Origin of the sequence: Enterobacter sp. SECR19-1250 (assembly GCF_013391025.1) — a bacterium.
GTDB classification, from domain to species: Bacteria; Pseudomonadota; Gammaproteobacteria; order Enterobacterales; family Enterobacteriaceae; genus Enterobacter; species Enterobacter cloacae.
On record NZ_JACASJ010000067.1, the window covers coordinates 1 to 18,008 of the forward strand.

Genomic DNA, 18,008 nt, shown 5'->3' on the forward strand with positions numbered 1-18,008 from the left:
AGAGCAGACAGAAACCATAAATACCGGCTTTGACATGCCGGGGAAGTCCTTATAGCACAATAGAGCGATACGTCTCCGCATCGCGATAGGTCATCCACTGCTGCACCGGTGCGCCGGGGCCGTACAGGTTGATGTCGTCTCCCTGACGCCAGATGGAATCAGCGTAGAACAGCCAGGATGGGCTGGCGTTAGTACCGGTCGTCAGGTTGATAAACAGATTCGGATTGGCGCTGCGCATGTTATGCAGCAGTGCAATAGAGGCGTCAAAATCCGAGGCGAACGGGCTGCCCTTAATATGCGAATTGGCATTACCCATCCCGTCGAGCTTGAACGAGGTAATGTGCTCGTTTTTGATAAGCTTAACGATCTGCTCATTAAAATTTTTAAAATAATTCGGGCCTGACAGCGCCAGCTTCCCGTCTACCGTTTCGAAACCGTACTCTTTTGCATGCGAGACGCGCGTATCGCGCGGTTTGTTATATCCGCCCCATGGCGAGAGCCACAGGCCAACAGAGCTGTGCAGGCTGTCTGCTTTCTCCCGTACCTTGCCAAAACCTTTGCTGAAAGCCGGGCCGAACAGCCATCGCCCGGTAAGGTCATCCCAGCCATCGTCAAGCAGGAAAGCATCCAGCGCGACACCCCGCCCGGCAATAAACTCCTTGCTCCATTCGTCCATCCGCCCCAGCACATCCTGCTCGGAGTACGGGGTAAAGAAGCCGATGTCCATCCAGCTGTTGTAGTGTAAGTAAGGTTTATACGGACGCGGACGCACGGCATCGATAAACTGGTTTACGCTACGGCGCAGTTGGCTGGTCTCCGGGAAGGTACCGAAGTAGGTGGTGTAGCTGACCGGTGTTGCCGGCTGAATGGGGGTTTTCAGCTCCACATTGAGGTTGGTCGTCGCTTCATAGGCGTACGTGTTAACGATGGGTTTATCCGGCAGGATAAAGAACGAGTCTGCGATAATCGGCGAGCTGTTAATTGCCCCATCTACGTAGGGTGCCTGAGCCTGCTTTTTAGTCGGGAAGAAGGTGATTTTCGCCACATCCCGTGGCTGCCCGACGGCGGCGATGGTGTAGTCGATGCTGGCGTATTTGCCCTTCACCAGGTTCAGCTTCACCGTCACGTTAAAGTCAGGATGGGTGAAGTCGACGACAATTCCACTGTCCTGTTTTTCGACATGTTTGACCTTAAAATCCGCCGTGTGAATTTTAGTCTCGTCCGGCAGCGTCAGAAAGAACAGCTCCTGCGGCGTCAGCGGATGATTAGCCCTGGTGTCCTTCACCACGACCGTCGAGTTCGCGTCATCAAATGACAGGGCAATGTTGTGGTTATTAAGGGAGTAATTCGCTGCTATCGCGCTATGGGAAACACACAGGGCAAGCATGGATAGGGTGAGGATTTTTTTCATCAGGGTAAGATCCTTTTTCATCAGGCTTCTGCCGGAAGCAGCAAGCGGTTTGCCGAGCCACACACGGTAATTTTGCTTCTGACCACTTCTTTCATGGCATCCATTCCGACCCGCATATAAAAACGCGGATCGTTACCCTGCGGGTTTTCAGCAAACCAGGCTTTCACTGCGTCAGAGAAGGCGATTTTCAGCTCGGTCGCCACGTTGACTTTGCACACACCCAGCGCGATGGTGCGACGTACATCCTCATCCGGCACATCGCTCGCGCCATGCAGCACCAGCGGCACGGTGACCACTTCGCGGATCTCGGCCAGGCGCTGAAAGTCAATTTTAGGGCGTTTGGTATACAGGCCATGTGCGGTGCCGATGGCGACGGCGAGGCTATCCACGCCGGTCAGTTCGACAAAGCGTTTCGCTTCCTGCGGGTCGGTGAGAAATGCACTCTCCGCGTCGACGCTCATGTCATCTTCCACGCCGCCCAGACGGCCCAGCTCAGCCTCGACGCTACAGTCGTTGAGGTGGCAGAAATCGACTACCGATTTCACCAGCTTCACGTTTTGTTCAAACGGATAGTGGCTGCCGTCGATCATCGCGCTACGCACGCCAGCGTTAACCTTGCGACGAATATCGTCGAGGGATTCGTGATGATCGAGATGCAGCGCCAGCGGCATGTCGTAAGTTAATGAATATGCGCTGCACAGGGCGTAGATCTCTTCCAGGGCAATATGTTTGAACGTGCCCGGCGTGCCTGCGAGGATCACTGGCGATCGCATCTCGCTACACACTTCGAGGATCGCCTGGATCGTCTCTGCGTTGTGGATGTTAAACGCCGGTACGGCGTAGCCTTTTGCCTGTGCGTCCTGCAGAAGATATTTCGTTGAGATAATGCTCATGATGCGATCCTCTTAAGCCTGCCACGGGTGAATAACAACGCCCTGTACCACGCGGTTGACCGTGCCGCTGGCGGATGGCGTATCGGGTGTATTGCCCACACTGAGGGACTGGGACAGCGCAAAGACCTGGGCGTACATCAGGAAGCAGAACGCCTGTTCCATATCAATAAACGGGCGTGAAGGCGGCAGCAGGATGTGCGGGCCCGCTTCAATCACCGGATCGTTTTCAGCGGCGATGGCGACAACGCGCAGGGCCTGGCGATCGCGACGCAATTCGGCCAGAAGATCCAGATCGTACTGACGCGTATACGGATGGCTGGAGATAAACACCACCACCAGCGTTTCGTTATCTACCAGCGACTTAGGCCCGTGACGGAACCCCGTTGGGGAATCGTAGAATGCCGCCAGCTTGCCCGCGGTCAGTTCCAGTACCTTCAGCGCCGATTCGCGCGCCGCCCCCTGCAGGCCGCCGCTTCCCAGGTAGACGATCCGTTTCCAGGGCTCGTTACCAAATACGCCATGGCGGAAATCACCAAGTGAGGTGAGGATCGCCTGACAGCGATCGGCCACGTCGCGGAAGGTGTTGCTGTTGATCGTCTCTGGCGCGAATACGGCCAGGCAGCTTGCCATCATGGTGGTGATACTGCTGGTCATCGCGAAACCGCGATCGTGCGTTTCGGCAGGCATCAGCAGGGCACAGGCGTTATCACTGTCGATAGCGCTCTGATACAGGTTTCCCGCCTCGTTACAGGTGATCGACAGGTGGTAGCACTCCGGCACGAACTGATTGGCCAGCTCAACGGCGGCGACGCTCTCAGGGCTGTTACCGGAACGGGCAAATGAGATCAGCAGCAGCGGATGTGCAGGGCTGAAGTAATCCATCGGGTTTGTGACCAGATCGGTTGTCGGAACTGCGCAGATGTTTTTCCCGGTGTGGCTCGCAAGCCATGGCGCAATGATATCGCCTATAAACGCGGACGTGCCCGCGCCGGTCAGTACGATCCGCAGATCGTGCTTACGCAGCAGTGGCGTCAGGAAACTGTCAATCGAGGAGCGCAAATTATCGATGTTGTGGAGCGAGCGGATCCAGCTGGCAGGCTGCTGGCGGATCTCTTCTTCGGTCCAGGTGCCGGTGGTGGCGGTGGGAGTGATCTGTGGCATAACTCAATCCTTAGTCGTGTGAATTCCACATCAGACGCTGGCAAATGTGTCGCTATCTTTCGTTTCGTTTCACTTGTTCACTTAAGCAGTTAAATAAAATCTATAGAAAAGAAATCGAAAGTTCAATGAAAGAAAAGAAATAAAACGAAAAGTGTGATCGCGAAAGGAAAGGCTAATCTTAAGGAAAGGAAAAGAAAGGCCTTACGGTTTGGCGCCGTAAAGCCAAAAGGAGACACAATAAAAGGGCTAAAGGGGGAGAGCCTGGCCCTGAATCCAGATCTGCTGAAGGTGTAAACCGTCATCCAGCGCAATAATATTGGCGCGTTTCCCTGGCGCTAAGGAGCCAAGCTGATGATCAATGCCCAGCAGGCGGGCAGGATGCAGCGAAGCCATATGAATAGCCTCTTCTGCTGTCACACCCACATGTTCCACCATATGCCTGACGGCGGCATCCAGCGACAGCGTGCTTCCCGCCAGCCCGCCGGAGACGGTTTTCACTACGCCGTGGTGCATTGTGACCTCTTCGCCACAGAGCATATACCGCCCGTCCGGCATACCTGCCGCCTGCATGGCATCGGTAATCAGCACCACGCGGTCCTTCGCACAGCAGCTGCATATACGCATGGCGCCCGGATGAACATGATGACCGTCGGCAATAAGCTCCAGCCACGCCCGCTTGTCCGTCAGCCCGGCACCGACCATACCCGGCGCTCTGTGATGCAGCCCCGTCATACCGTTAAAGCAGTGCACCAGCCCGTCTGCACCGGCGTCAAAGGCGGCGAGGGTTTGCTCGTACGTGGCGCCACTGTGGCCCAGCATCACACGGATACCCCGCTGCTTCAGGTGGCGAATGGCCTGTAGCGCGCCGGGCTTTTCCGGTGCCAGTGCCACCACCTTCAGCGTGTTTTGCGATACCGCAATCAACGCGTCCAGCTCGGCGATATCCAGTTCACGAAACAGTGCAGGCGGATGCGCCCCTTTGTTCTGCGGCGTAAAGTACGGGCCCTCCAGATAGCTGCCCAGAATCTGCGCGCCAGGGCCGCCTGACTGACAGCGTCGGGCGATCCGCGTGAGTGCGCCGTGAATCGCCTCCAGCGGCGCGGTGACCGTCGTGGGTAAAAATGCCCCGACGCCTTCACGTGCTTTATGAAGAGCCAAAACGTTCAGCGCATCGGGGGCGTCATCCATCACATCCACACCCATGCCACCATGAACGTGAATATCGATGTACGCCGGACAAAGCTGCCCGGCATCGCGGGCGTTAACCCCCGCCGGGACAGGTTCAATCGCCGTGATAACGCCGTTCTCGATACGAAGCTGGTGGTCATCCAGCCAGCCCTGTTCGGTCAGTACCCGCCGCGCGCGCAGTAGCTGACTCATATCCCTTCCTCAGCGGGAGCTTCCTCGCGACAGCGGCCAAGCTCATCTACCAGGCTCGTCAGACCACGGTGACCACACTCCAGCGCCTGCCGACGAAACGCTTCGCTGCTCAGACCCTCACGTTCGAGCACCATCTCCAGCAGCAATTGCAGGTTGGTGCCGGTGATCACTTCGCTGCCCGGTCTTTTCATAGCGAGCGTAGAAGCAACGCGAAACGGCGTCCCGCCCAGCAGATCGGTAAGGAACACAATATCGTGCCGGGCATCGAGCTCGCTCACCGCCTGCTCAAGCTCCGCGGTCAGCCGCGCGGTGGTGGAGGTTTCCGGAAAATCGATGGCGATAAACTGCGGCTGCTCGCCGAGGATTTGCTTCATAGCCTGCTCAAGCCCGCTGGCAAATCCACCGTGACCCGTCAAAATAATGCCTAACATCGCAACCTCTTTGTTTTTACAGGAAGTGACAGAATTTACCGACAACACCCAGCACCACGGTGATACCAATCAGCCGCAGCGGGCTCCAGCCACGACGCACTAACCAGAACATGGTCAGGGTGTAGACCAGCGGCAGAAACGCAGGCATCAGCTTATCGATAACGTCAGCCTGCAGTTTAACGACCGCATCCCCGGCTTTGATTTCGAGTGTGGTATTGAGACGAACATAGGTTGCCACCAGCGCACCGATTACCGTCATCCCGACGATGGAAGCCGCATGGCCGACCTTTTTAGTATTGGCTTTGATCAACGGAATGGCTGCGACGCCCATCCGGTAAGCGTAATGCGCCAGGCCAAAACGCAGGCCGAGATGCACAACGTTAAACAGCACGATAAACACCACCGCACCCAGAATCGAACCTTGCAGCGCCAGGCTGGCGCCAATACCGCCGCAGATAGGCAGCAGGGTCAGCCAGAACATGGCGTCACCAATGCCGCCAAGCGGGGCACCGACGGCAATTTTGGTGCTCTGAATACTGTTTACATCCTGTTTGGAGCGTTCCATCGCCAGAATAATGCCAATAACAAAGGTCACCAGGAACGGGTGGGTATTAAAGAACCCCATGTGACCTTTCATGGCGCGTGCCAGATCGCGCTTGTTGGTATGGATCTTTTTCAACGCAGGCAGTAATCCATAAAGCCAGCCGGAGGCCTGCATACGTTCATAGTTGAATGAGGCCTGCAGCAGCATAGAACGCCAGGCGACGCGGTTGATGTCCTTTTTGGTCAGTTCGGCACCGATGCTCTGGTCTTCGTAGACGTTTTCATTGACGCCGGTCAGCAGCGTCTCTTCGCTTTCAGACACGCCCGGTAATGTTGTGTGATTAGATGCCATCTTCGAATTCCTCTTTCTGGGCTGCAGGTGCCGCCGGTTCAGGTGATTTGCGCATCAGGTCTATCAAAGCCATGGCCAGCGCGGCAGCGGCAATCGCCAGAACCGGAAGCTTGAACCAGGCCGCAGCGACAAAACCGATAATGAAGTAGGGGATGTAGACGTTTTTCATCATTATTTTGAGCAGCACGGCAAAGCCAATGGCAGGCATGATGCCGCCCGCGACGCCAAGGCCATCAATCAGGCGCTCCGGCAGCACATCAATGGCGGTTTTCGCGTGCTCCGCACCAAAGTAAATGGGCAGAAATGCGCACAAGAAATAGAAGAGGCCAAGTGCCAGCAGAGCCAGATAGTTAACCCGTTCAATGCCGTTGGTATCTGCATTAGCCGCCATGCGATCGCAGCGGGACATCACGCCGGACATTACCGAGAAGAGGAAAGTAATTCCCATCTGTACCGCGACGGCAAACGGCACGGCGACCCCGACGGCGATATCCGGTTTCACGCCTGTGGTGATGGCAAACGTGGTCCCGACGATGGTGCCGATAATGACGTTTGGCGGCTGTGCGCCCGCGAGCGGTGCCAGACCCATCCAGACCAGCTCTAACGTCCCGCCGGTTAAAATCCCGGTGTGCAGATCGCCAAGGATCAGGCCAACCAGCGGCCCGAGTACGACCGGACGGTGCATGTGTGTTAAGCCATTAAACATATCCAGACCCGCGATAAAGGCGAGAAGCCCCAGCGCGAAAGCCTGCAACAGACTGATTTCCATTGTGAATCCCTCAAAGCAGTTTAAAGAGATCCAAAGCAGTCTCTGTTGGAACGCCCTGAACGAAGCATTCCACCCCGGCCGCTTTCAGGCCGTTGAAGGCGGCTATGTCGTCCGCGTCTACAGATACCGTTTTGGCAATTTGTTGTTTGCCACTGGCGTAGTGCATGTTTCCTACGTTGATACGGGTGATGGGCACGCCCCCCTCAACCAGCTTCAGAAAATCAGCGGGAGATTTACAGACCAGCAGAATTTTCTGGCGATCAGCGGCGCGATGAATGTTGTCGATCACTTTTTGCAATGACCAGAAACGCACGGCGATCCCCTCCGCGAGCACCATTTCCATCAGGTTCTGTTGAACCGGATCCTCTGCCACCTCGTCATTCGCGACCAGTACCAGGTTCGCCCCCGCGAACCCCACCCATTGCACGCCCACCTGACCGTGGATCAGACGTTCATCAATTCGGCATAAGACAATGTTTGGCATAGCTTTTTCCTCTTTTTAATTATGCATGCTGAGTCGTTACGCCTTCGCAGGCGGCGTGGTACTGCTGAAGTATGTCCTGAATGTGGTTGATGATGAGTTCTCGCGGCGTTGACTTGAGAGCCCCCTCGCGAACTTTGCTGTACTGCAACGGCAAATACTGGCTAATCAGCGGCAACGGTAGCGGTTCGTCCGCCAGGTTACGCACCAAACGTTCAAAGGCATCGTCAATCTGGCTGTCCGGCCAGTAGTAGCGTACGCGGTCAGAGTAGCTGTAGCCACGCGCCAGGCGGCGTGCGTTGCTGTCGCCATGGTAGTGGCTTTGCCAGTATTCCGGCCGATCGAGCATCACGTTTTCCAGCACGTGACGCAGGCCCGAGCTGGCTTTCGCTGGCAGCAGCTCTTCTTCTATGGCAGCCAGCGCAAAGAGTGCCTCACGCAGAGCGAAGGTAAGGGCCGGGCCGACTTTTAAAATGGCGAAGTGATCCTTTACCAGCTGGCGAAGCGCCTGTGGCGTCTGGTAGTCGGTAGAGTGCGCTTCAAAAACCAGCGTATCGTAGGCTTCAACCATGGTGCTCAGGGCATGGGCTTTTTGCGGCTGGTAGTCACAGACGTGCGCATGGTCGAACTCCACGCCAGGCTGAACCACCAGGCCAATAATGCGTGGCCAGATGTCACCTAACCCTTCCTTTTCGAACGCATGACGATGCGCCTCAAGCGTCGCGCGAGCCGCGTCCGGCGTGGTGACTTCAAGCTCGGTAAGCGTTTCGTGTGCGCCACCCGGCACAGGGACTTCAGTGCCAATGACATAGACCAGATCGGATTCACCAGACTGTTCACGGCAGGTCTGTTCGGCGACTTTCGCCAGACGTGCCGCGCGTTCGGCGACGATCGCGTCGGTCAAAGGAACCGGATCATCCTCGCAGGACATACTGCAGTCGAGGTGGACCTTTTTGAACCCGGCTGCGACATAGCTTTTGATAAGATCGTCAGCATTGGCCATCGCTTGCTGCGCGGGCAGGTGTTGCCAGCGGTTTGGCCCTAAGTGGTCGCCGCCGAGGATCAACTGTGACGCGGGGAAGCCAAGAGAGTCCGCCAGCTTGCGGACGAACCCGTAAAAGTCGGCGGGCGTCATGCCGGTGTAACCGCCAAACTGATCGACCTGGTTTGAGGTTGCTTCAATCAGCAGCGGCGTTTGTTGCGAATGGGCGTAACGAATTGCAGCTTCAAGTACTAATGGATGTGCGGAACAGACGGCATAAATCCCGTTTGAATTCCCCCGTTTATGTTGTTCCACCATATCAGTCAGATGTTTCACTTTCCTCTCCATTTCGGATGGTGATGGTATTCATCTTTCGTTTTGTTTCATTTGATACTGCATTATGGTGGTATAAAAATAAAACGAAAGATAATAGTTTTCCGATCTGTTTCACAAAAGAAACGAAATGAAAGGTTTCAGCGTCGGGAAGGGGAGGGTAAGAACGGTAGATGGGGCTTGCATTCCCCTAAAAGAAAGGCCTTAATAGGCAAAACGAAATGAAACGAAAGTTTATTTATAAAGGATCGCGTATGAGCAGCACTGATTCCTCCGCGGAAAAGCGCATCACCGGCACCAGTGAAAGGCGAGAGCAGATCATTCAGCGGTTGCGGGCGCAGGGAAGCGTACAGGTTAACGATCTTTCCCATTTATACGGCGTGTCGACGGTAACGATCCGCAACGATCTGGCTTTTCTGGAGAAGCAAGGTATCGCCGTTCGTGCCTATGGCGGCGCGTTGATTTGCGAAGGCAATGTGCCGGGCGTTGAACCCTCCGTTGAAGATAAAAGCTCGCTGAATACTGCCGTGAAGCGCAGCATCGCGAAAGTTGCCGCAGAACTGGTAAAGCCAGGGCATCGCATCATTCTGGATTCGGGTACCACAACGTTTGAAATTGCCCGAATGCTGCGCCAGCACACGGATGTGATTGCCATGACCAATGGCATGAACGTCGCGAACGCTTTGCTGGAAGCGGAAGGAGTGGAACTGCTGATGACAGGCGGGCATCTGCGCCGTCAGTCGCAATCCTTCTATGGCGACCAGGCGGAGCAGTCATTACAGAATTATCACTTCGATCTTTTGTTCCTGGGCGTTGATGCCATCGATCTCGATCGCGGTGTGAGCACGCACAACGAAGACGAGGCGCGCCTCAACCGCCGGATGTGCGAAGTGGCAGAGCGTATTATTGTCGTGACCGACTCCAGCAAATTTAACCGCTCGAGCCTGCATAAAATCATTGATACACAACGGATTGATATGATTATTGTCGATGAAGGCATTCCGGCGGAGAGCCTGGATGGGTTGCGTAAAAGCGGGATCGATGTGGTGCTGGTGAAAGGGTAGTTTCTCCCCTCACCCTAACCCTCTCCCCACAGGGGAGAGGGGACTGCTCGGTGCGGTTTTTACCCTCTCCACTGTGGAGAGGGCAGGGTGAGGGGCTATCACGTCACTGGCGCCGGGTTAAACACCGCCAGCTGATTGTGCAGCCCCCACTGGTCCGAGAAGGTTTTCTTCCTGCCGCTCGCCACATCCAGAATAAAGTGGAACAGCTTCCAGCCTACCTCTTCTATGCTCTCTTCCCCGGTGGCGATGGTGCCTGCATTAATGTCCATTAAGTCATACCAGCGGTTAGCCAGCTCAGTGCGGGTCGCCATTTTAATCACAGGCACCGCCATCAGGCCGTACGGCGTACCGCGTCCGGTGGTAAAGACCTGCACCGTAATACCGGAAGCCACCTGCTGGGTGCCGCAAACAAAGTCACTGGCCGGGGTGGCCGCGTAGATCAAACCGCGTTTCGTTGGACGCTGGCCCGGCGAGAGGACTTCTGCAATGGCACTTTGACCGGATTTGGCGATAGAGCCGAGCGCTTTTTCCACCACGTTCGCCAGCCCCCCTTTTTTGTTCCCCGGAGAGGGGTTGGCGCTGCGGTCGGTTTTTCCCATATCGAGGTAATTATCGTACCAGGCCATCTCTTCGAGCAGGCGTTTGCCCACCTCTTCGTTGATGGCGCGTGGCGTGAGTAGATGAATGGCATCTCGCACTTCTGTCACTTCAGAGAACATCACCGTGGCCCCGCAGCGAACAAACAGGTCGGAGGCATAACCCACCGCCGGGTTGGCGGTCACGCCGGAAAACGCATCGCTGCCGCCACATTGTGTACCAATCACCAGCTCGGAAGCCGGGCAGGTCTCACGTTGACGCGTATTGAGTTTAGCCAGATGACGCTCTGCAACCTGAAGGATATCGTCAACCATCGAACGGAAACCAACGTGGTGTTCGTCCTGCAGACGTACAATGCTGGCCTCATCGGCCGGAATGGCTTTTACATCCTCGGTGCCCTGCAGCAGGCGCTCAGGCTGTAGTTTTTCACACCCCAGGCCTATCACCATCACTTCGCCACCAAAGTTCGGGTTCAGGGCGATATTGTGGATAGTTCGGATTGGCACCACGGCCGCAGGGGCATTGATCGCCACGCCGCAGCCGTAAAGGTGATTCAGCCCCACCACGCCATCAACGTTCGGGTACTTTGGCAGCAGATCGCGCTCAATGAGTTTCACCACGTAATCCACCACGCCTGCCACACAGTGAACGCTGGTGGTAATGCCGAGCAGATTCTTGGTTCCAACGCTGCCGTCTGCGTTGCGATAGCCTTCAAAGGTGTACCCTTCCAGCGGTGGCAGCGGCTCCGGGACGCGGGTCGCCAGCGGCAGGGTGTTCAACGGTGGGGCTTCTGGCAGCTCAACCAGAGACTCATCAATCCAGCTGCCTTGCTGAATGGCACGGACGGCATAGCCAATGACTTCACCATAACGCACGATTTCACCCTGGGCCGGGATATCCACCAGCGCCACTTTATGCCCCTGCGGAATATGTTCAATCAGCTCCAGACCATCCGGGAAGCGGGTTCCGGCTTTTAAGCCATTGTCGTTCACAATAATTGCCACATTATCCGTGTCGTGAACTTTTATATAGAACGCCGTCGGCAACGCTTGTCGAATTTCAATGTCGGCCATTGTTCAATATTCTCCAGCAAAGAATCTGATAATAAATACAGCCAATTTTCTTATGGCAAAAATAAAAACGCAGCTTGCGAAAATAGAGCATGTCAGGAGACAGAGCGTGAGAATGTGATCGCGATCGCTCCCGAACCAGTAATGGCTGATTCTGTGCATCAGCGCCCAGTGGTTTGTGCATATGCTCAAAATATTATTGAAACAGAGCGTAACACTTGAGCATTAAAACAATGTGCTGCCGGAAAGTGGCGATTATACTGAATGACGATTTTATCACGCCGAAATTGAGAATAAATATAACGCTGGTAATAAATATACTGACCAGGGCTGCGGAATTAAAAAGGTAAATACGATGAATAACGCTATCTTCCCAAATAAATTTAAAGCGGCGCTTGCGGCGCACCAGATTCAAATTGGATGCTGGTCCGCACTGGCAAACCCAAACAGCACCGAAGTGCTGGGTCTGGCGGGGTTCGACTGGCTGGTGCTTGATGGCGAGCATGCGCCGAACGATATCAGCACCTTTATTCCGCAGCTGATGGCGCTCAAAGGCAGCCAGAGCGCGCCGGTGGTCCGCGTTCCCACGAACGAGCCGGTGATCATCAAGCGCCTGCTGGATATCGGCTTCTACAACTTCCTGATCCCGTTTGTCGAAACGCAGGAGGAGGCGGCACAGGCCGTGGCGTCAACACGCTATCCGCCGGAAGGGATCCGCGGCGTCTCCGTTTCGCATCGCGCCAACATGTTTGGCACCGTACCGGACTACTTTGCGCAGTCCAACAGCAACATCACCATTCTGGTACAGATTGAGAGTCAGCAGGGTGTCGATAACGTGGATGCCATCGCCGCCACCGAGGGCGTGGACGGCATTTTCGTCGGCCCAAGCGATCTGGCGGCCGCGTTTGGGCACCTGGGCAATGCGGGTCACCCGGATGTGCAGCGCGCCATCCAGCACATCTTTGCCCGCGCCAAAGCGCACGGCAAACCGTGTGGCATTCTGGCGCCGGTTGAAGCAGACGCACGCCGCTATCTGGAGTGGGGCGCGACCTTCGTTGCCGTCGGCAGCGACCTCGGCGTATTCCGTTCTGCGACGCAGAAATTAGCGGACGCTTTTAAAAATAACCATCTTGAGGAAAACAGATTATGACGCTGAAAGTGGGTTTTATTGGCCTCGGCATTATGGGCAAACCAATGAGTAAAAACCTCATCAAAGCAGGATACTCCCTGGTGGTTTCAGACCATAATTCGCAGGCTGTGGCCGAAGTGATGGCGGCTGGCGCAGAAACCGCCACCACAGCCAAAGCCATTGCCGAGCAGTGCGATGTCATTATCACCATGCTGCCAAACTCTCCCCATGTAAAAGAGGTCGCGCTGGGTGAGAACGGCATTATCGACGGCGCGAAGCCGGGCCTGGTGTTGATCGACATGAGCTCCATCGCACCGCTGGCCAGCCGGGAAATCAGCGAGGCGCTGAAAGCGAAAGGCGTCGAGATGCTCGATGCCCCGGTGAGCGGCGGTGAACCGAAAGCCATCGACGGCACGTTGTCGGTCATGGTCGGCGGCGATAAGGCGATTTTCGACAAATACTACGATCTGATGAAAGCGATGGCCGGTTCCGTGGTGCACACCGGGGAGATTGGCGCGGGTAACGTAACCAAGCTGGCAAACCAGGTGATTGTGGCGCTGAATATTGCCGCCATGTCGGAGGCGCTCACTCTGGCCACCAAAGCGGGCGTCAACCCGGATCTGGTTTACCAGGCGATCCGCGGTGGGCTGGCGGGTAGCACGGTGCTGGACGCTAAAGCGCCGATGGTGATGGATCGTAACTTCAAACCCGGTTTCCGTATCGACCTGCACATTAAAGATCTGGCTAACGCGCTGGACACTTCTCACGGCGTAGGGGCCCAACTGCCGCTGACCGCCGCCGTCATGGAGATGATGCAGGCGCTACGTGCTGATGGCCTGGGCACCGCTGACCACAGTGCCATTGCGTGCTACTACGAAAAACTGGCGAAGGTGGAAGTCTCCCGCTAATTTCGGCTTCCCTACAACCAAGGGTGACAGCGGCGTGCAAACCCACTATACTGCGCGCCGAAGCTGACCAGACAGTCGCCGCTTCGTCGTCGTCCACCTTCGGGTGGAGACGGGCGGAGGGGAGGAAAGTCCGGGCTCCATAGGGCAGGGTGCCAGGTAACGCCTGGGGGGGGAACCCACGACCAGTGCAACAGAGAGCAAACCGCCGATGGCCCACGCAAGTGGGATCAGGTAAGGGTGAAAGGGTGCGGTAAGAGCGCACCGCGCGGCTGGTAACAGTCCGTGGCACGGTAAACTCCACCCGGAGCAAGGCCAAATAGGGGTTCACATGGTACGGCCCGTACTGAACCCGGGTAGGCTGCTTGAGCCAGTGAGCGATTGCTGGCCTAGATGAATGACTGTCCACGACAGAACCCGGCTTATCGGTCAGCTTCAACTTCTTAGAAAACCCCGCTTCGGCGGGGTTTTTGCTTAATGGGTATGTACGCAGGTTAAGCGCAGCGCCACCCGGCAACCTCCCAAACGACACCAATTCTCATATTTGCGACATTAAGCACATTTCACTGTTTTCTCCATTCATTTCCGCTCTGCTGTCTAAGCCTGATCGTTATCACAAAATTTACCGCTAAAAAATCATGAATTCTGAGTATGATTAATTTGTTATGAATGTTAACTGGATGATCCCGAATGTTTTCTTATTTGATATGCATATTTTGAAATTAAAAACATTCACCCTAAGAATGTGTGACGTATTCCACTCTTTCCCGAACCTCTGTCAAATTACGCCCGTAAATTTCGAAAAACTGAAAGAATGTTTCACATGAATAATGGCTATTTATTGTTCTTTAATTGCCTGAAAGATAGTCTTTATTGATTTTTTAAACGCAGCAAAATTTATCCGGGTTATCGCCATAAAATAAATTTATTACCGCCATTTTTGTTGATCAATATCAGCGTAATAGCGTATTTGGTTGGTTGTATTTTATTGATTTAAAAGGTTTTTAATGGGGTTGTGTAGTTCCTGGTAAGGGTGCGAAAAGGCAAATTGTGAGTAACAGCACATACCCCCTGAAACAATATTGAGTAGAATCCACCCCGTCATAGGGAAATAAGCGCAGAATATTATGAACACTATTATTCTACCGAAAACACAGCACCTCGTGGTATTTCAGGAAGTCATTAAAAGTGGCTCCATAGGTTCTGCAGCAAGACAACTGGGTCTGACGCAACCCGCCGTCAGCAAAATTATCAGTGACATCGAATCTTACTTCGGTGTGGAAGTGATGGTACGTAAAAACACGGGTGTAAAACTGACGGCGGCGGGCCAGGTTCTGCTCTCGTACTCAGAGTCGATCACCCGTGAGATGAAAAACATGGTGAGCGAGATTAACAGCCTCAGTTTCAGCACCGTCATGGACGTCTCGTTTGGTTATCCCTCGCTGATTGGCTTCACGTTCCTCTCTGAAATGATCAAAAAATTCAAGGAAGTATTCCCGAAAGCGCGGGTCTCCATGTATGAAGCGCAGCTCTCTTCTTTCCTTCCCGCCATTCGTGACGGGCGGCTGGACTTTGCCATCGGCACGCTGAGTGATGAAATGCTGCTGCAGGATCTGCATGTCGAGCCGCTGTTCGAGTCTGAATTTGTGCTGGTGGCCAGCAAATCACGAACGTGCACCGCCCCGACGACACTGGCATCGCTCACCCATGAGCAGTGGGTGATGCCGCAAACCGACATGGGCTACTACAAAGAACTTCTGACCACCCTGCAAGACAACCACATCAGTATTGAAAACATCGTCCAGACCGATTCCGTCGTCACCATTTATAACCTTGTCCTCAATGCCGACTACCTGACGGTGATCCCCCGCGACATGATTGCGCCGTTCGGTTCAGAGCAGTTTATAGTGCTGCCAGTGGAAGATGAATTACCGGTGGCACGCTATGCCGCCGTGTGGTCAAAAAATTACAGAATTAAAAAATCAGCGTCAGTGTTAGTTGAGCTGGCGAAACAATATGCGTCACTGACCAGTGAACGACGACGATGAATAATTAATTTCCAAATAAGTACTGCCTATTTTTTGAAAAACACCCCAGAGCTTATTTTAGCTGTGCTCTGATACCCTGACTTTGCCCGAAAAGAATGAATTATTATAACGAGGATATTATGCATATTACCTACGATCTCCCGGTAACCATTGAAGATATTCAGGACGCCAGAAAACGACTGGCAGGAAAGATATATAAAACCGGCATGCCGCGCTCGAATTATCTCAGCGAACGCTGTAAGGGTGAAATCTTTCTGAAGTTTGAAAATATGCAGCGTACCGGCTCCTTCAAAATTCGCGGCGCGTTCAATAAATTAAGCTCGCTGACCGATGCTGAAAGACGTAAAGGGGTTGTGGCCTGCTCTGCGGGAAACCATGCGCAGGGCGTCTCCCTTTCCTGTGCCATGCTCGGCATCGACGGCAAAGTGGTGATGCCGATGGGCGCGCCAAAATCCAAAGTTGCCGCCACGCGTGACTACTCGGCGGAAGTGGTGCTGCACGGCGAGAACTTCAACGACACGATCGCCAAAGTGAGCGAAATCGTTGAGATGGAAGGGCGCATTTTTATCCCGCCTTACGATGACCCGAAAGTGATCGCCGGCCAGGGCACGATCGGCCTCGAAATTCTCGAAGATTTATACGATGTGGATAACGTCATTGTGCCCATCGGCGGTGGCGGGTTAATTGCTGGCATCGCAACGGCAATAAAATCGATTAACCTGACCATTAATATTATCGGCGTACAGTCTGAAAACGTTCACGGCATGGCGGCGTCGTATCAGGCGGGTGAAATTATTAACCATCGGGTTACCGGCACATTAGCAGACGGCTGCGACGTTTCTCGTCCGGGTAAATTAACCTTCGAAATTGTTCGTGAATTAGTCGACGACATTGTGCTGGTCAGCGAAGACGATATTCGTAACAGCATGATTGCGTTAATTCAGCGAAACAAAGTGGTGACCGAAGGGGCGGGGGCGCTGGCCTGCGCGGCGTTATTGAGCGGCAAGCTCGACCATTATATTCAGGGGCGCAAAACCGTCTGCATTATTTCCGGCGGCAATATCGATCTCTCTCGTGTTTCCCAAATTACCGGCTTCGTTGACGCATAAGGATGACCTATGAGCAACACTGAAAGCATTATCGTTGGCCAGACAAAAACGTCCTCCTGGCGTAAGTCAGACACCACCTGGACGCTGGGATTGTTTGGTACCGCCATTGGCGCAGGCGTGCTGTTCTTCCCTATACGTGCAGGTTTTGGCGGCTTGATCCCTATCCTGCTGATGCTGCTTCTCGCGTTCCCGATTGCGTTCTACTGCCACCGCGCGCTGGCGCGTCTGTGCCTGTCCGGTAGCAACGTTTCCGGCAATATCACCGAAACGGTGGAGGAGCATTTTGGTAAAACAGGCGGAGTGGTCATCACGTTCCTCTACTTCTTCGCCATTTGCCCGCTACTGTGGATTTACGGCGTCACCATTACCAACACCTTTATGACCTTCTGGGAAAACCAGCTCCAGATGCCGGCGCTAAACCGCGGCGTGGTGGCGCTGTTCCTGCTGCTGCTGATGGCCTTTGTGATCTGGTTCGGTAAAGACCTGATGGTGAAGGTCATGAGCTATCTGGTGTTCCCGTTTATCGCCAGTCTGGTGCTGATTTCCCTGTCACTGATCCCTTACTGGAACTCGGCGGTGATCGACCAGGTTAACCTGAGCGATATCGCCTTCACCGGCCATGACGGCATACTGGTGACGGTGTGGCTGGGGATCTCCATCATGGTCTTCTCCTTTAACTTCTCACCAATTGTCTCCTCGTTTGTGGTCTCCAAGCGCGAAGAGTACGAACCGGAATTCGGTAAAGACTTCACCGAGCAGAAATGTTCCAGAATCATCGGCCGCGCCAGCCTGCTGATGGTCGCCGTGGTGATGTTCTTCGCCTTTAGCTGCCTGTTTACGCTCTCTCCGCAGAACATGGCTGATGCCAAAGCGCAGAACATTCCGGTGCTCTCTTATCTGGCGAACCATTTTGCGTCGATGTCAGGCACCAAATCGACGTTTGCGACGGTGCTGGAATACGGCGCCTCTATCATCGCGCTGGTCGCAATCTTCAAATCTTTCTTCGGCCACTATCTGGGCACGCTGGAAGGGCTGAACGGCCTGATCCTGAAGTTCGGGTACAAGGGCGATAAGAAGAAGGTCTCGGTGGGCAAACTGAACACCATCAGCATGGTCTTCATTATGGGCTCCACCTGGGTTGTCGCGTATGCCAACCCGAACATTCTGGACCTTATTGAGGCCATGGGAGCACCCATCATCGCTTCTCTGCTGTGCCTGCTGCCGATGTATGCCATCCGCAAAGCCCCGGCAATGGCGAAGTATAAGGGCAGACCCGAGAACATCTTCGTCACCGTTGTCGGCCTGCTGACCATCCTGAATATCGTTTACAAACTGTTCTAAATCAATGCT

General features: G+C 54.5%; 14 protein-coding genes, 1 other RNA gene and 2 pseudogenes. 7 read left to right on the forward strand and 10 right to left on the reverse strand.

Going from position 1 to position 18,008, the window contains the following annotated elements; all coding sequences use genetic code 11:
* Nucleotides 1–55: 55 nt before the first annotated feature.
* The 9 genes and pseudogenes from HX884_RS16850 to kbaZ form a co-directional block, all read right to left on the reverse strand.
* Nucleotides 56–1,411, reverse strand: a pseudogene (locus HX884_RS16850) (enterotoxin); the annotation flags it as partial.
* Nucleotides 1,412–1,431: 20 nt separating this feature from the next.
* The gene (gene kbaY, locus HX884_RS16855; RefSeq protein ID WP_013098894.1) at nt 1,432–2,304 is read right to left on the reverse strand and encodes a tagatose-bisphosphate aldolase subunit KbaY; all 873 of its coding nucleotides are present in this window, start codon (nt 2,302–2,304) and stop codon (nt 1,432–1,434) included.
* Nucleotides 2,305–2,316: 12 nt separating this feature from the next.
* Entirely contained in the window at nt 2,317–3,465 is a 1,149-nt protein-coding gene (locus tag HX884_RS16860; protein WP_045293584.1) for an SIS domain-containing protein, read from the reverse strand.
* A 246-nt stretch (nt 3,466–3,711) separates the two neighbouring features.
* Nucleotides 3,712–4,845 carry an N-acetylglucosamine-6-phosphate deacetylase gene (gene nagA / locus HX884_RS16865; RefSeq protein WP_038983594.1) on the reverse strand — a complete coding sequence of 378 codons (1,134 nt, stop codon included), beginning with the start codon at nt 4,843–4,845 and terminating at the stop codon, nt 3,712–3,714.
* Entirely contained in the window at nt 4,842–5,276 is a 435-nt protein-coding gene (agaF, locus tag HX884_RS16870) for a PTS galactosamine/N-acetylgalactosamine transporter subunit IIA (RefSeq protein WP_029883376.1), read from the reverse strand. Before agaF ends, nagA begins: the two co-directional genes overlap by 4 nt.
* Before the next feature lie 16 nt (nt 5,277–5,292).
* On the reverse strand, nt 5,293–6,171 hold the full coding sequence (gene agaE, locus HX884_RS16875) for a PTS N-acetylgalactosamine transporter subunit IID (protein ID WP_013098890.1): 879 nt from the start codon (nt 6,169–6,171) through the stop codon (nt 5,293–5,295).
* Nucleotides 6,161–6,940 carry a PTS N-acetylgalactosamine transporter subunit IIC gene (agaW, locus tag HX884_RS16880; RefSeq protein WP_178328506.1) on the reverse strand — a complete coding sequence of 260 codons (780 nt, stop codon included), beginning with the start codon at nt 6,938–6,940 and terminating at the stop codon, nt 6,161–6,163. Before agaW ends, agaE begins: the two co-directional genes overlap by 11 nt.
* Before the next feature lie 10 nt (nt 6,941–6,950).
* A complete protein-coding gene (gene agaV, locus HX884_RS16885) occupies nt 6,951–7,424 on the reverse strand; it encodes a PTS N-acetylgalactosamine transporter subunit IIB (RefSeq protein WP_013098888.1) in 474 nt (157 codons plus the stop codon).
* 19 nt (nt 7,425–7,443) lie between these two features.
* Complete coding sequence (gene kbaZ, locus HX884_RS16890; protein ID WP_178328507.1) at nt 7,444–8,751, reverse strand: tagatose-bisphosphate aldolase subunit KbaZ; 1,308 nt, start codon at nt 8,749–8,751, stop codon at nt 7,444–7,446.
* Between the two features lie 239 nt (nt 8,752–8,990).
* On the opposite strand from kbaZ, the gene HX884_RS16895 reads away from it, so the two are divergent.
* The gene (locus HX884_RS16895; protein ID WP_013098886.1) at nt 8,991–9,800 is read left to right on the forward strand and encodes a DeoR family transcriptional regulator; all 810 of its coding nucleotides are present in this window, start codon (nt 8,991–8,993) and stop codon (nt 9,798–9,800) included.
* A 98-nt stretch (nt 9,801–9,898) separates the two neighbouring features.
* Here HX884_RS16895 and garD read toward each other — a convergent pair whose 3' ends face one another.
* Nucleotides 9,899–11,470, reverse strand: coding sequence for a galactarate dehydratase (gene garD, locus HX884_RS16900; protein WP_178328508.1), 1,572 nt, complete (start codon nt 11,468–11,470; stop codon nt 9,899–9,901).
* A gap of 352 nt (nt 11,471–11,822) precedes the next feature.
* On the opposite strand from garD, the pseudogene garL reads away from it, so the two are divergent.
* The 6 genes and pseudogenes from garL to tdcC all read left to right on the forward strand — a co-directional run bounded on the left by garL (nt 11,823) and on the right by tdcC (nt 17,999).
* Nucleotides 11,823–12,669 (forward strand): annotated as a pseudogene (garL, locus tag HX884_RS16905) (2-dehydro-3-deoxyglucarate aldolase).
* Complete coding sequence (gene garR / locus HX884_RS16910) at nt 12,614–13,504, forward strand: 2-hydroxy-3-oxopropionate reductase (protein ID WP_013098882.1); 891 nt, start codon at nt 12,614–12,616, stop codon at nt 13,502–13,504. The pseudogene garL and the gene garR overlap by 56 nt, the downstream one beginning before the upstream one ends.
* A 59-nt stretch (nt 13,505–13,563) precedes the next feature.
* Nucleotides 13,564–13,942, forward strand: an RNA gene (rnpB, locus tag HX884_RS16915) — RNase P RNA component class A.
* A gap of 686 nt (nt 13,943–14,628) precedes the next feature.
* A complete protein-coding gene (gene tdcA / locus HX884_RS16920; RefSeq protein ID WP_129253335.1) occupies nt 14,629–15,549 on the forward strand; it encodes a transcriptional regulator TdcA in 921 nt (306 codons plus the stop codon).
* Nucleotides 15,550–15,668: 119 nt separating this feature from the next.
* The gene (tdcB, locus tag HX884_RS16925) at nt 15,669–16,658 is read left to right on the forward strand and encodes a bifunctional threonine ammonia-lyase/L-serine ammonia-lyase TdcB (protein ID WP_178328510.1); all 990 of its coding nucleotides are present in this window, start codon (nt 15,669–15,671) and stop codon (nt 16,656–16,658) included.
* 9 nt (nt 16,659–16,667) lie between these two features.
* Entirely contained in the window at nt 16,668–17,999 is a 1,332-nt protein-coding gene (tdcC, locus tag HX884_RS16930) for a threonine/serine transporter TdcC (protein ID WP_013098878.1), read from the forward strand.
* The last annotated feature ends 9 nt before the right edge of the window (nt 18,000–18,008 follow it).